Annotated in this window: 13 protein-coding genes; all 13 read right to left on the bottom strand. The window is 51.8% G+C overall.

Features of this window, described 5'->3' with window-relative positions; genetic code table 11:
• Positions 1–230: 230 nt before the first annotated feature.
• The 13 genes from wecG to rho all read right to left on the bottom strand — a co-directional run bounded on the left by wecG (position 231) and on the right by rho (position 14,527).
• Positions 231–971 (bottom strand): lipopolysaccharide N-acetylmannosaminouronosyltransferase, encoded by a 741-nt coding sequence (gene wecG, locus OGX99_RS01070; RefSeq protein WP_286542344.1) that lies wholly within the window; start codon positions 969–971, stop codon positions 231–233.
• Entirely contained in the window at positions 971–2,326 is a 1,356-nt protein-coding gene (gene wzyE / locus OGX99_RS01065; protein ID WP_286542342.1) for an ECA oligosaccharide polymerase, read from the bottom strand. Before wzyE ends, wecG begins: the two co-directional genes overlap by 1 nt.
• Entirely contained in the window at positions 2,323–3,402 is a 1,080-nt protein-coding gene (locus OGX99_RS01060; protein WP_151217257.1) for a TDP-N-acetylfucosamine:lipid II N-acetylfucosaminyltransferase, read from the bottom strand. Before OGX99_RS01060 ends, wzyE begins: the two co-directional genes overlap by 4 nt.
• Positions 3,399–4,649 (bottom strand): lipid III flippase WzxE, encoded by a 1,251-nt coding sequence (gene wzxE / locus OGX99_RS01055; RefSeq protein WP_286542339.1) that lies wholly within the window; start codon positions 4,647–4,649, stop codon positions 3,399–3,401. Before wzxE ends, OGX99_RS01060 begins: the two co-directional genes overlap by 4 nt.
• Before the next feature lies 1 nt (position 4,650).
• The gene (gene rffA / locus OGX99_RS01050; RefSeq protein WP_151217259.1) at positions 4,651–5,781 is read right to left on the bottom strand and encodes a dTDP-4-amino-4,6-dideoxygalactose transaminase; all 1,131 of its coding nucleotides are present in this window, start codon (positions 5,779–5,781) and stop codon (positions 4,651–4,653) included.
• Positions 5,782–5,785: 4 nt separating this feature from the next.
• Positions 5,786–6,463 (bottom strand): dTDP-4-amino-4,6-dideoxy-D-galactose acyltransferase, encoded by a 678-nt coding sequence (gene rffC, locus OGX99_RS01045; protein ID WP_286542337.1) that lies wholly within the window; start codon positions 6,461–6,463, stop codon positions 5,786–5,788.
• Positions 6,441–7,322 carry a glucose-1-phosphate thymidylyltransferase RfbA gene (gene rfbA, locus OGX99_RS01040; RefSeq protein ID WP_286542334.1) on the bottom strand — a complete coding sequence of 294 codons (882 nt, stop codon included), beginning with the start codon at positions 7,320–7,322 and terminating at the stop codon, positions 6,441–6,443. The genes rffC and rfbA overlap by 23 nt, the downstream gene beginning before the upstream one ends.
• A 33-nt stretch (positions 7,323–7,355) precedes the next feature.
• A complete protein-coding gene (gene rffG, locus OGX99_RS01035; protein WP_151225753.1) occupies positions 7,356–8,423 on the bottom strand; it encodes a dTDP-glucose 4,6-dehydratase in 1,068 nt (355 codons plus the stop codon).
• Positions 8,423–9,685: a UDP-N-acetyl-D-mannosamine dehydrogenase gene (gene wecC / locus OGX99_RS01030; protein ID WP_286542332.1), complete on the bottom strand. Its 1,263-nt coding sequence runs from the start codon at positions 9,683–9,685 to the stop codon at positions 8,423–8,425. Before wecC ends, rffG begins: the two co-directional genes overlap by 1 nt.
• Positions 9,682–10,812, bottom strand: coding sequence for a non-hydrolyzing UDP-N-acetylglucosamine 2-epimerase (gene wecB / locus OGX99_RS01025; protein ID WP_151217267.1), 1,131 nt, complete (start codon positions 10,810–10,812; stop codon positions 9,682–9,684). Before wecB ends, wecC begins: the two co-directional genes overlap by 4 nt.
• A 55-nt stretch (positions 10,813–10,867) precedes the next feature.
• Positions 10,868–11,914 carry an ECA polysaccharide chain length modulation protein gene (wzzE, locus tag OGX99_RS01020; RefSeq protein WP_151225752.1) on the bottom strand — a complete coding sequence of 349 codons (1,047 nt, stop codon included), beginning with the start codon at positions 11,912–11,914 and terminating at the stop codon, positions 10,868–10,870.
• A gap of 12 nt (positions 11,915–11,926) precedes the next feature.
• Positions 11,927–13,030: a UDP-N-acetylglucosamine--undecaprenyl-phosphate N-acetylglucosaminephosphotransferase gene (gene wecA / locus OGX99_RS01015; RefSeq protein WP_151217271.1), complete on the bottom strand. Its 1,104-nt coding sequence runs from the start codon at positions 13,028–13,030 to the stop codon at positions 11,927–11,929.
• A gap of 237 nt (positions 13,031–13,267) precedes the next feature.
• Entirely contained in the window at positions 13,268–14,527 is a 1,260-nt protein-coding gene (gene rho, locus OGX99_RS01010) for a transcription termination factor Rho (RefSeq protein ID WP_002437993.1), read from the bottom strand.
• Positions 14,528–14,589: the final 62 nt, after the last annotated feature.

Here is a 14,589-nt window from a genome sequence, read left to right as displayed (position 1 = left end):
TTATGGGTACATCTTGTTATGCCATAACAGGCCACACGACACCGACCGCTTAGCGGTTGGCGTCAAAACTCCACGGCACTGGAATGATTGTTGCGAATGGTTTCCTAAAATCGCTTAAATGGCAATTAAAGCATTCAAAAAATAGATGGATTGTGCGATAAAGCAGCGATAATGTGGTGAATAAGTAGCGTAATTAGTAGAAAACGCTACTTATCAGAGAAGAGAAGGTGTCAGAGGTTGCCGGTATAGTGCCAGCGGAGATAACGCAATAAGCGCAGTTGACGAGTGATGCGGCTTGGCTGCGACAGTAAGCGATACAGCCACTCCAGACCCAGATTCTGCCAAATTTTAGGTGCGCGCTTAACGTGACCGGTAAAGACGTCGTAGGTACCACCCACGCCCATATACAGCGCTTCTGGGTGAGTCTTGCGGCAATCACGCATAAAGATCTCTTGTTTCGGCGAGCCCATCGCCACCGTCACAATTTGCGCACCGCTGGTGTGGATACGCTCAAACAACGCCTGACGTTGCTCCGGGGTAAAATACCCGTCCTGGCTACCCACTATGTTCACGCGCCACTGCGCACGCAGTTTGGCTTCTGTTTGCGCCAGAACGTCAGGCTTACCGCCAATCAGGAATACCGGCGTTCCCTCATGCCCGGCTCGCGCCATCAGCGCTTCCCACAGATCAGCCCCCGCCACGCGTGAAACCTGCGCCTGCGGGAATTTTTTGCGCACTGAACGCACCACGCTAATGCCATCCGCATATTTGAACTCAGCGGCGTTGATCAATTCCCGCACTTCAGGGTTATCTTCTGCCGTCAGCATTTTCTCGGCGTTGATCGCCACCAGTGTCCCCTGCCTGAGATGTCCCTCGGCAAACAGGTAATTTAGCGCATGCTGCATATCGCGCCAGCCAATCAGTTGTAGCCCGCGCAGCGAATAGAGTGGCGCTGTTGTGTTATCTGTCATTACGATCCTTCAATCTGTGTCCGGGGCAGCGATTTTATTCGTTTATGGATGAGTCCCGCACTATCGAATAGCCAGAACAGCAATTTTGCTACCAGCAGACAAACGCCAAAAATCACGAGGAAAAAGACTACTCGTGAGACAAACGAATCCAGTCCTTCACGTGCCAAAACGATCATATTGAAAATGGCACCAAAACAGAAACTGTGCAGAATCGCCGCCTTATAGCGATTAGCTTCGCGATTGCCTAACTCATACAACCAGTCGAACCATTTAATAATTAACCCGACGACAATCGCGCCTAACGGAATAAACAGCGCCCCGCCCATCACCACCAGAGAACCAATTAGCGTCGGCGAAATCGCCAGTCCCGAGTGGTTATTCAACACTTCCCAGGTAAAGTAGTTCGCTGAGTTGAGAACAATACTCGGCCGCCCTGGCCACAGCCAGGAAGGGATAAAGACATAGAAGTCACGAACAATCGGCGCCAGCCCCTGGAACTCAATATTATGGTAATTTTGCAGCAACAGCGCCAGATTCTCCCACGGCGAGAAAGTGTCGCGCGTAAGATACAAGAACGTATAGAACGCCTCATCTCCGCTGACGTTCATTCCGTAGCGCTTCAGCGCAAGCCAGAACATTCCGACAATACCCAACACACCCGCAGCGGCCAGCATCCACAGCGAAATCCAGCCGCGAATAATGCCGATAAACAGGAAGATGGCAAACGCAATAATGATATTGGCGCGTGTCCCGCCCACAATCATATAGGTCAGCAAACCAAACGCGACGGTGCTTACCAGGAAGAACAACCACGCTTTGCTGTCCTGACGCAGGAAATAGACGACCAGCATGGCCGGAATGAAGAAGTAGAAGAAACGCTTCAGAGCGACCCCAGAGACTTCGCTGGAAAAAATCTGGCTGTAGGATTGCAGTCTGAACAGCAGGAATCCGTTGTTCATAAAGAAGACGCCTACGCTTACCAACGCAATCGCCATCAGGATAATCCAGGTCAAATGGGCTTCAACGCGGTTAATAGTAAACAGCGGCCTGCGCGGCTTACCCTCTACTCGCTTACGCAATCGCGTTTTATACGTCACATAGTAGACGGCATAGAAACAGGCGGCTGACAGCAAGGCCTGCAGCAAGATCTCCGGTGGAGCGACAACCACATCAAAACGGAACACCAGGATGCTGGTCAACGGGAATCCAAAAAAGAACGTCAGCAAAAACAGCAGCGAAAAGAAAACGTTGAAGTTAAAACGTACGCGACGGAATTCGAACCAGGTCAGCGTGGCGATAAACAAGGTGGAAAGCAACCATACCACCAGCAGGCCGCTAAATTGCATCAGGCTCATACGATTTCTCCTGAAGCAATGCGCAGCGCGTTATGCCACGGCTGCAGATAATTAGGGCTAAAGAAGGTGATTGTATTTTTATCTACCGATGCCAACTGGCGCTGCGCTTCGCGTACGACGTCTTCATTGAGCTCATCAGTGGTAAATAACACCGGGAGATTCTGCTCCACCATATCCTGCCAGAAGGGATTTTCACGGTTCAGCACGCAAGGAATACCGGCCTGAATCAGCAAACACAGAGTACCGATCCCTTGCTGACGGGCAAAAATGAAGTACCCCAAATCACACTGACGCAATAATGCCAGATAGGCATCAAATTCCAGTTTTTCACTTAAAATTTGCAGATTATCAGCGCTAAATAATGCCAGCCCCGCCTGGCGAACCTCATCGATGTAGGCGGTATTATTAGCGGGGTAACCCATCGGCACAATCACGTTCACCGTGTCGCCGAACTGCTGATGAACAGCGCGTAGCGCGGCAACATGCTCATTGCTGCGATCGCCTGAGTTGCCAACCAACACCGTCATCTTGCCGCTACGCTGACATTCACTGCTCATATTATTGAGTCTGGGATCCATTCGCGTTGGGAAATAGAGCAACTCACCACGCACGCGCGGATGTTGTCCGGCGAAATAGCTCAAGTCACCACGCGTGGCAAATACGCAGCCCACGCGGTTCTGCGCCATGCGACGAATCGGGTAAAACAGGCGGAATTTCAGTCCACTGGAGACTTCGTATAAATCTGCGCCCCAGATATGCCAGTTAAACTGCGTCGGTTTAATTCCCCCGCTCAGCAGCGCCAGCCATAGGCTGGTATTGAACTGACCGTGGAAGAAGAAGCGCTGTTGGCGATCCGCTTTTGCTTTCGCGATAACCGCTTCAGCCAACGCCTTTTTCCCGCTGTAGAAACTCAGCGATAACGCCGGGCAGCTCTCACTGAATCCCGCATCCGGACCTGCAACCATAAACGAGCGCGCGTGCTCGCTGGTTGCGGCCAGCGAGTCGTTGAAAAACCGCAGCACGGTTTGATTATGGTGAGGGATATCCGATCCCAAAACGTGAATCAGTACAGTCATGCCCGCCTACGCCAGAGTAAAAATACGCCACAACAAAGAGAAAAATAGACGATGTACGTTGCCATATACGCCTGTGCCGCGCCCAGCGCACCGTGAGCAGGGATCAACCAATGAGCAAACGCCGTCAATAATATGAACTGGCTAATTTCAGCCAAAATATAAAACCGCAGCGACGCTTTCGCGATCACCAGATACCCAAAGACATACGCCCCCACTTTCAGCACATCGCCGACCAGTTGCCAGGCAAACAGGTCGCGCATCGCGGTGAATTTAGCGGAGAAAAGCAGCCAGATAGCAAAGTCACGCAGTAGCCAAACGCTAAAGCTTGCGGCGGCAACCGCCGGCAACACAAACTTCAACGACTTGATCACTTCGCGTGTAATGTCGCGCTTTTCGGTCAAACGCGACAATGTCGGCAGCAAGTAAACGCTAAATGAGGCGGTGATAAATTGCAGGTAAGCATCGGAAATACTGCTTACCCCTTGCCAGATCCCCACATCATCCCAGCCGTACTGCGCCGCCAGCAGGTTTCGCATCATCACATATGCGACAGGTAGCGTTATGGAGGTAATCAGCGCCATCAGCGTAAACTTGCTTAGCTGCCCTGCCAGACCGTTATCCCACGAGGGCTTCAGGTAATGCAGAGGAATAGTGCCACGCTTAATCAGCATGATGGCTGCTGGGATAACCACCAGCGCAGGAACCAGCGCCAGCCCCAGCAAGGCCCCCTCATACCCACCCAGGCGATAACAGCCATAATAAGCCACCACGCCTACCAGGCTACCCACAATTAGCGACAGCGCGTTACCCGCCGCATCGCGGAAACCCTTCATCAGCGCCAGCAGTAGATTCGCCCATGCAATACCCATCTGCACCAGCGCAACCAGTCGTACCAGCCCCTGATAATGAGTATGGCCAAATAACCCCTGACTGATAGGCGCGGCCGCCAGCAAAAAAACCACCGCCATTAGGGTAGAGAATCCCAACACCATTGCGGAAGAGGTACCGACTACCCTCCGCAGTCGTGCCGGGTCATCATGGTGCTGCGCAACGTATTTCGTGACGCCGTTAAAAATGCCGGCCCCCGCTAACACGCCAAGCACGGTGACCATCTGACGGAAGTTGCCCGCCTGCCCCACGCCAGCCGGACCAAATGACACTGCCAGCAGCTTCACGACCAGCAAACCCGCACCGATTTTTACCAGCGTACTGGCCGCCGTCCACAAGGACACTTTTGCAAGCGACATATCAGGCGAAATAGTTGAGTAAGGTCGAAATTACCGTTCGCTGGTTAACCGGTGACAGGTTATAGAACAGCGGTAAACGCAGCAGGCGCTCGCTCTCTTTGGTGGTGTAACGATCAACACCGGCAAACACGCCAAATTTATCGCCAGCCGGGCAATCATGCAGCGGGATATAGTGGAACACCGCCATAATTTCGGCTTCTTTCAGGAAGTTAATCAACGCGGTGCGATCATCGATATCGCGCAGCTTGATATAAAACATATGGGCATTTTGCACGCAGCTTTCCGGAACACAAGGCAGGTCAATCCGTCCGGCACGCGCCAGCGGTTCGAGGGCATCGTAATAATTCTGCCACAGCGCCAGACGCTGCTGGTTAATGCGGTCCGCCGCTTCCAGTTGCGCCCACAGATAGGCGGCCTGCAGATCGGACATCAGATAGCTGGAGCCGATATCACGCCAGGTATATTTGTCTACCTGACCGCGGAAAAACTGGCTGCGGTTGGTGCCTTTTTCACGGATGATCTCTGCGCGTTCGACTAATTTTTTATCATTAATCAGCGTCGCACCACCTTCACCGCCTGCGGTATAGTTTTTGGTTTCATGGAAGCTAAAGCAGCCAATGTGACCAATTGTCCCCAGCGCCCGACCTTTGTAGGTTGACATGACGCCCTGAGCGGCATCTTCCACCACAAACAGGTTGTACTTTGTCGCCAGCGCCATAATGGTATCCATTTCGCAGGCCACGCCCGCGTAATGTACTGGCACAATCGCGCGGGTTTTGTCGGTAATTGCCGCTTCAATCAGCGTTTCGTCCATGTTCATGGTATCCGGGCGGATATCAACAAAGACGATTTTTGCCCCGCGCAGCACGAAGGCATTGGCCGTGGAGACAAACGTGTAGCTTGGCATAATGACTTCATCACCAGGCTGGATATCCAGCAGTAATGCCGCCATCTCAAGCGATGCGGTACAGGAGGGTGTCAGCAGCACTTTCTCGCTGCCAAAATGCTGCTCCAACCATTGCTGACAGCGGCGGGTAAAGCCGCCATCACCACACAGTTTGCCGCTGTTCATCGCGGACTGCATGTAATCAAGTTCAGTTCCCACCACCGGCGGTGCGTTAAATGGAATCATCGTTTCACCTGTATAACCAATACGCGGTGCTTTCCACATTCGCACCACTGTGTATGTAACGTTTAAGCGCGGCGGTGTTGCCCATTTGGGTCGCCACGCGCAATGTTGTTTTACCGCGAGCCTGTGCCCAACAAAGCGCCGCCTGCATCAGTTCTGCGCCCACACCACGCCCGGCCAGCAGACCAATTCGGGCCTCGGTCGCATTCAGTTCACGCAGCGAGACATAGCCACGAATTTCACCTGTCGGTTTACGAAAAATGAGGCATTGATGATCGAACGTCCCAAGCACCGCGTTTTCGATCCACTGCGCGTAAAAACGCGCACTGGCATCTGCGGGATACCACGGAGTGCGAAAACGACTTTGCGCAAACGCCTGGCCTGCCAGTTGGCGTAATGCCGGGATATCCTCAGGTTGTGCGACCTGCGCACCGGGGTTGCCGCTTAAACAGGTCACCGGCAGTACAAAATCCACTTCACCTTCTACCAGTGAGAATCCCAACTGCTGTAAGCCATCTAATTCATGGCTATTTGCGGCAGGAATTTTTGCCTGTACCCGCGACCAGGACTGCAACGCATTCGCAGTCAGAACCGGCGCATGTTGGTCAAAACGTACAATGGCGCTATTGACGCCAAAGAACGTATTTTCCCAGCTAAGCGGCTCAATACTGGCGCGGACGAGCACGGAGCAGCTCCAACAAATATTGGCCATAGCCCGTTTTGGACAGTGAACTGGCGGCACGCTTAACGCCTTCGTCATCCAGCCAACCGTTACGCCAGGCGATTTCTTCCAGACAGGCTATTTTAAAGCCCTGGCGTTTCTCTACCGTCTGCACAAAAGTACTCGCTTCGATCAAACTGTCATGCGTACCGGTATCCAGCCAGGCAAAACCACGCCCAAGCAACTCTACCGTCAGGTGTCCGTCATCAAGATACATCTGGTTAATGGACGTAATCTCCAGTTCTCCACGCTCAGACGGTTTTACGCGTTTTGCATATTCCACCACTTTACTGTCATAGAAATAGAGTCCTGTCACCGCCCAGTTAGACTTCGGTTCTTTCGGCTTCTCTTCCAGTGAGACTGCGCGAAAATTTTCGTCAAACTCAACAACACCAAAACGTTCAGGATCCATCACCTGATAGCCAAACACCGTCGCGCCTTGCGTTCGGGCAGCCACATGACGCAGTTTTGGACTAAATCCCTGACCAAAGAAGATATTGTCCCCTAACACCAGACACGATGGTTCACCGTTAAGAAACGTTTCACCGATAATAAACGCCTGCGCTAATCCATCCGGGCTCGGCTGCTCAGCATACTGCAATTCAATGCCGAACTCAGAGCCATCACCCAGTAAACGCTGGAAATACCCTTTATCTTCCGGGGTAGTGATAATCAGGATTTCGCGAATTCCCGCCAGCATCAGTACCGATAGCGGGTAGTAAATCATCGGCTTATCGTAAATGGGTAACAGTTGCTTCGATACGCCGCGCGTGATGGGATACAGGCGAGTACCTGAACCACCCGCCAGAATGATACCTTTCATGCGTTGTCTCCTCCGGGAGCCAAAACCAGGCTGTTAGCCCTTCAGACCTAAACGTTCGCCCTGGTAACTGCCGTCCTGCACGGGTTTCCACCATGCTTGATTATCCAGATACCACTGCACGGTTTTGCGCATTCCGCTTTCAAACGTTTCCTGCGGCATCCAACCTAGTTCACGCGCTATTTTTGAAGCATCAATGGCGTAACGCAAATCATGACCTGGGCGATCGTCCACAAAAGCGATCAAATCGCGGTACTGCGCAATGCCCTGCGGTTTATGCGGCGCCAGCTCTTCCAACAGGCTGCAAACTGTTTCGACGACATCCAGGTTTTTACGCTCGTTATGACCACCAATATTATAGGTTTCTCCAACCACGCCCGCCGTCGCCACACACCAGAGCGCCCTGGCATGATCTTCTACATATAACCAGTCACGGATTTGTTGCCCATTGCCGTACACCGGCAACGGTTTCCCCGCCAGTCCGTTGAGGATCATTAGCGGAATCAGTTTTTCCGGGAAATGGTACGGACCATAGTTGTTGGAACAATTGGTAATCAGCGTTGGCAGACCGTAGGTACGCAGCCAGGCGCGGACCAGATGATCGCTGCTGGCTTTCGACGCAGAATAAGGGCTACTCGGCGCATACGGCGTGGTTTCTGTGAAGAAATCATCGGTAGAATGGAGATCACCATACACCTCATCCGTCGAGATATGGTGGAACCGAAATGCGGCTTTTTCCTCGCTGGTTAATGCACTCCAGTACGCGCGCGCCGCTTCTAACAGCGTGTAAGTTCCCACAATGTTAGTTTCGATAAATGCGGCCGGCCCATCAATGGAGCGGTCAACATGGCTTTCTGCAGCCAGATGCATCACACAGTCCGGCTGATATTGTTGAAACACTCTGTCGAGAGATGCCCGATCGCAGATATCCACTTTCTCAAAGGCAAAACGGGGATTCTGTGCAACCGGCTCCAGCGACATCAGGTTTCCGGCGTAGGTCAGCTTATCGACCACCACCACCGCATCCTTTGTCTCATGAATGATATGCCGTACAACTGCAGAGCCGATGAATCCCGCTCCACCGGTAACCAGAATTCGTTTCATTAGCGCCAGACCCCTTTGGTATCAACCACATACTGCTGTTGTACCGCATCGCCTTCAATGGCTTTAAATTCATTATGGTCGACCAGCATGACTAACACATCGGCACTTGCCAGCGCATCATCCAGTGCCGCCAGCTGGCAAAGACCATCCAGTTTTTTCGGCAGTTGACGGATATTCGGTTCCACCACCAGCGTTTCACCTTTGTGCCATTGCGCGATATGTTGCGCAATTCCCATCGCCGGGCTTTCACGCAAATCATCAATATTCGGTTTGAATGCCAGGCCAAAACAGGCAATTTTCACTTCGCTGGCGCGTTTATTGGTGTCCGCCAAACAGTCGGCCACGGCAGCCTTAACACGCTCGACCACCCAATGAGGCTTACCATCATTGACCTCACGCGCAGTGCGGATTAATTTCGCCTGTTGCGGGTTCTGCGCCACGATAAACCACGGATCGACCGCGATACAGTGCCCACCTACGCCCGGGCCAGGCTGCAAAATATTCACACGCGGATGACGATTTGCCAGGCGAATCAGTTCCCAGACGTTAATCCCCTGTTCGGCGCAAATCAGCGATAGTTCATTAGCGAAGGCGATATTGACGTCGCGGAAGCTATTTTCCGTGAGCTTGCACATTTCCGCTGTGCGCGCGTTGGTCACGACACATTCTCCTTCAAGGAAGATGTTGTACAGCTCACTGGCGCGTGCAGAACAGACTGGGGTCATGCCCCCAATCACTCGGTCGTTTTTAATCAGCTCAACCATCACCTGACCCGGCAGCACGCGTTCAGGGCAATAGGCAATATTGACGTCAGCCTGGTCACCAACCTGTTGCGGGAAAGTCAGATCGGGCCGCATTTCTGCAAGCCATGCAGCCATCTGTTCCGTTGCCCCGACGGGTGACGTCGATTCAAGGATCACCAGGGCGCCTTTTTTCAACACCGCTGCAAGAGACTTCGCCGCGGCTTCAACGTAGGCCATATCGGGATCATGCTCACCCTTGAATGGAGTCGGCACGGCGATCAGATAAGCGTCAGCTTCGACGGGCGTAGTGACCGCTCGCAGAAATCCGTTTTCAACCGCCGTTTTCACCACCGCCCCCAGATCGGGCTCAACGATGTGAATTTCCCCGCGGTTAATGGTGTCCACCGCATGCTGATTTACATCTACGCCAATCACATGTTTTTGACGGGAAGCAAAGGCAGCCGCCGTTGGCAGTCCGATATAACCCAGCCCAATGACAGAAATGGTCGTAAAACTCATAGCGATATCCGATTATTTTTTAACGCGTGTAAAATTCGGTCACATGCCTGCCCGTCACCATACGGATTATGGGCGCGGCTCATGGTTTGATATTCATCGTCGTTATGAAGCAAACGCGTGACTTCTTCAACAATACGCTGCGGGTCTGTCCCCACCAGACGTACCGTACCAGCGGTAATGGCCTCCGGACGCTCCGTCGTTTCGCGCATTACCAGCACAGGTTTCCCCAAAGACGGCGCTTCTTCCTGAATCCCGCCGGAGTCGGTAAGGATCAGCCAGGCGTGATTCATCAGCCAGACGAATGGCATATAGTCCTGCGGTTCAATCAGAATCACGTTTTCAACGTGACCTAAGATTCGATTAACCGGCTCGCTAACGTTAGGGTTGAGGTGTACCGGATAGACAATCTGTACATTCTGATTAGCCGCAGCAATTTCCGCCAGCGCGTGGCAAATGTTTTCAAAGCCGCGGCCAAAACTTTCCCGACGATGGCCGGTCACCAGGATCATCTTTTTATCAGAGCTCAGGAAAGGATAATGCTCTGCTAATTCAGCACGCAATTCATCGTTCGCCAGTACGCGGTCGCGAACCCAGATCAACGCATCAATCACCGTATTGCCCGTGACGAAAATACGATTTTCGGGAATAGCTTCCCGTAACAAATTTTGGCGCGAGTTTTCTGTTGGCGCAAAATGATACATAGCCAGACGCCCGGTCAGCGTACGGTTCGCCTCTTCCGGCCAGGGAGAGTAGAGATCACCAGTACGTAAACCAGCCTCTACATGCCCCACCGGGATGCGCTGATAGAACGCAGCCAGACTAGTGGCAATGGTCGTTGTGGTATCACCATGAACCAACACCACATCAGGTTTAAAATCAGCCAGAATTGGCTTTAATCCTTCCAGTATTCGGCAGGTAATTTCTGTTAATCCCTGGCCTGGCTGCATAATATTGAGATCGTAGTCAGGTACGATGGAAAAGAGGTTCAACACCTGATCGAGCATCTCCCGATGCTGCGCCGTGACGCAAACTTTCGCCTCAAAATCAGGATCTTTTGCCAGCGCATGAACCAGAGGTGCCATTTTGATAGCCTCCGGTCGCGTGCCAAATACAGTCAGTACTTTCACATCGATTCTCTTCGGATTGGCAGTGAGGGCCCAGCCCCTCACTGCAACGGTATTGCTAAATCGTGCGGCGGCGGGTTAACGCGACACCAGCACCGATCAGAGCCCCAACGATGCCCCACATAATCATCAGGAAAGCACGACGAGGGCTGTCACGTTTTACCGGTTCTTCCGGCGTACGCAAATAACGATAGGTCTGAAAACGCGGATCCAGAGTTGGCCCAACGTTCAGTGTGTTAAGCATGGCTCGGTTTTGGAAGTAGTCCAGATCGAAATCAGGACCAACAGATTGCAGGTTCTCGAGTCGCGCCTGCAGCATAGGTCGTCCAAGCAAAAACAGTTCAGAATCAGGTAATTCTTCAGCAGGAATATCCGTGGAAGTACGCGAAATATTATGCTGTTCAGCAATTTTGAGCGCCTGCTCAATGTTGTGAACACGGCGGGAGAAGATCGATTTCGCCACTTCCTCCTGACGTTTAACCTGCGCCTTCATCTGCACGGTGCGTGCAGCCCAGGCACCCTTCAACTCATCATTCAGATGACGCGCCGCGCGCTGGCTGGCAAACGCGACGTACTGACGCAGCAGATTGTTAGCATCAGGCGCCGTCTCGGCAATCAGCTTCACGCTGTCGTTGGTATTACGTACCGCATCACCAGGCATAAACTGAATGTTATTAATCAGTTCATCCAGCATCGCCGCATCGGCTTTGCTATTACCGACCATACGCTGCTTATAGTAATCAGTCTGCTGCCAGAATTCACGACGCGTATCCCAGGAAGCAAGCTGCATGATGAATTCTTTATAGGCTTCATCCATCACCGACGGTTGGTCCGCAGAAGCGAGACTGGCCTTAATATCCAGGTTACGCAAAAACTGCTGCTGAGAGTAATAACCGCCTAACATATTGACCGTTGGCCGGTCTGAAATCGCCGTGGCGCTCCACTCCTGACGCGCAAAAAACGTATAGGCGAGAGCGACAATCGCAAAGGCGAGAGCCATACCGACGATCCACACCTTTCCAGCCCACAAGGTACGAAACAACCCACGGATGTCCAGTTCATTTTCAGCGCTCACGGCGTGTTCCCCCGGTAATGGTTGTGTCATCGTACCCTCATTTTATTTGGTTAAGTCTGGTTTACTTTCACGATTTCTACGCAGCTTGCGCTTCAAACGTTTGATAAATCTCGCCACCTTCCACGCTCGTTTAATACAGATGTCGTACAAGACAAACGCCAGTAAAAAGAGCACCAACATCACCCATTCCGGGACAATACGAGAATATTCAGCCAGCACGCCAATGGATGCCAGAATCGCTGCAGCCAGGGTAATCAGGACAAAAGCCTGTCGGGAAGTAAATCCGGCACGCATGATTAAATGGTGAATATGTTGGCGATCCGGGGAGAAAGGACTCATACCCTTGCGTAAACGACGGTACATAATTGCCACCATATCCATTAACGGAATGGCAATAATCCACAGAGCCGTAACCGGACTAATAGGATGCGTTGGCCCCTGGGTCGTCTCCAGCAGAATCCAAATCACCGTGAAGCCAATCAACGTACTTCCCGCATCCCCCATAAAGACTTTATAGCGGCGTCCGAGAATACCCAGGTTCAGCAGGATGTAAGGCAGAATGGCGGCGATCATGGCAAAACACCAGATAGCAAGGCTTGTCTGGCCATCGAACCACAGAATAAGTCCCATAGCGGCGAATGACACGCTGGATAGCCCACCGAGCAGACCATCGATCCCATCCACCATATTGAAGGCGTTAATCGCCGCCCAGACGGCAAACAAAGTAAGGAAATAGCCAAAAGGACCGAGCACCATCTCCCAAGGGCCGAAAATATAGCCAAGGCTTAGCAGATAGAGTTTTCCCACCGACATCATAATGATGCCAATAAGGGCCTGGATGGTCGCGCGGATTTTTACACTGATATCAAAACGATCGTCCAGAGCACCGATAAACACCAGTACCCCAGCACAGGCCAGGTAGAGAGTAGCATGCGGGATGTAGTAATCGGCGATGAGGAAGGTAAAGCAAATGCCTGCGTAAACCGAAATCCCCCCAACCAACGGAATCAGTCCCTGATGACGTTTGCGGAAGTTGGGTTTATCCACCAATCCAATCTTTTTCGCGACCTTGCGGGCAAAGAAAAGAAACAGCGTTGTGAATAAAAAAATACTGATGAGATCAGTACTTGCTGTCAGTAAATTCACTATACATGCTCTCAGAGAATATCAATATATGAAGTATAACCATCCGGGCGATTATTCAGAAGAGAAACCCGACTCCATATCAGGTGGTTCTGTATGATTATCAACCACAAAATACGAATTACAACCTTTCTTCGCCAGGCGGTAGTCATACCGTATTGTTGTTATTGTGTCGTTAAGATTACATCCACAAAAGCAAAACGCCACGTAAAAACGTGGCGTTTTCAGATGATGCCTGAATCAGGAACGCTTCATCATATCGAAGAAGTCGTCATTGGTCTTGGTCATCGCCAGCTTGTTAATGAGGAATTCCATTGCGTCGATTTCACCCATCGGATGGATGATTTTGCGTAGGATCCACATTTTCTGCAGCTCTTCCTGAGTGGTGAGCAACTCTTCTTTACGGGTACCGGAACGGTTGTAGTCGATAGCTGGGAAGACGCGTTTTTCAGCAATCTTACGAGAGAGATGCAGTTCCATGTTGCCGGTACCTTTAAACTCTTCGTAGATAACTTCATCCATTTTAGAGCCGGTATCGATCAGCGCAGTCGCGATGATGGTCAGGCTACCGCCCTCTTCCACGTTACGCGCCGCACCGAAGAAACGCTTCGGACGATGCAGGGCGTTGGCATCAACACCACCAGTCAGCACTTTACCGGAAGCCGGAACCACGGTGTTGTACGCACGCGCCAGGCGGGTGATGGAGTCGAGCAGAATGATAACGTCTTTCTTGTGCTCAACCAGGCGTTTCGCCTTCTCGATAACCATTTCCGCAACCTGAACGTGACGGGATGCTGGTTCGTCAAAGGTAGAAGCCACAACTTCACCTTTAACCAGACGCTGCATCTCGGTCACTTCTTCCGGACGTTCGTCAATCAGGAGCACCATCAGCACACAGTCCGGATGGTTGTAAGCAATGCTCTGCGCGATGTTCTGCAGCAGCATGGTTTTACCCGCTTTCGGCGGAGCAACAATCAGACCACGTTGGCCACGACCGATCGGCGATGCCAGATCCAGTACACGCGCCGTTAAGTCTTCAGTAGAACCGTTACCACGTTCCATACGCAGACGAGAGTTTGCGTGCAGCGGCGTTAAGTTCTCAAAGAGGATTTTGTTACGGGCGTTTTCTGGTTTGTCGTAGTTAACTTCGTTAACTTTCAACAGCGCAAAGTAGCGTTCACCTTCTTTCGGCGGGCGAATCTTACCAGAGATGGTATCACCAGTGCGGAGGTTGAAACGGCGGATTTGGCTGGGAGAAACGTAGATGTCATCAGGACCGGCGAGGTAGGAGCTGTCTGCAGAGCGGAGGAAACCAAATCCATCCTGCAATATCTCCAGCACACCGTCACCAAAGATATCTTCGCCACTCTTTGCGTGCTGCTTCAGGATGGCAAAAATAATGTCCTGCTTGCGCATACGAGCCAGGTTTTCAAGGCCCATATTTTCGCCGAGAGTGATCAGCTCAGAAACCGGCGTATTCTTTAATTCGGTAAGATTCATAATGGTGTGAGTTCTTAAACTTGGGGTAAATCTCGAACTTAATGTTGTGAATGGTATGGCAG

Origin of the sequence: Citrobacter sp. Cu096, assembly GCF_030332285.1 — a bacterium.
GTDB lineage: Bacteria > Pseudomonadota > Gammaproteobacteria > Enterobacterales > Enterobacteriaceae > Citrobacter > Citrobacter meridianamericanus.
Note: the sequence above shows the minus strand (reverse complement) of the source record. Positions and strands in the feature narration are given on the sequence as shown.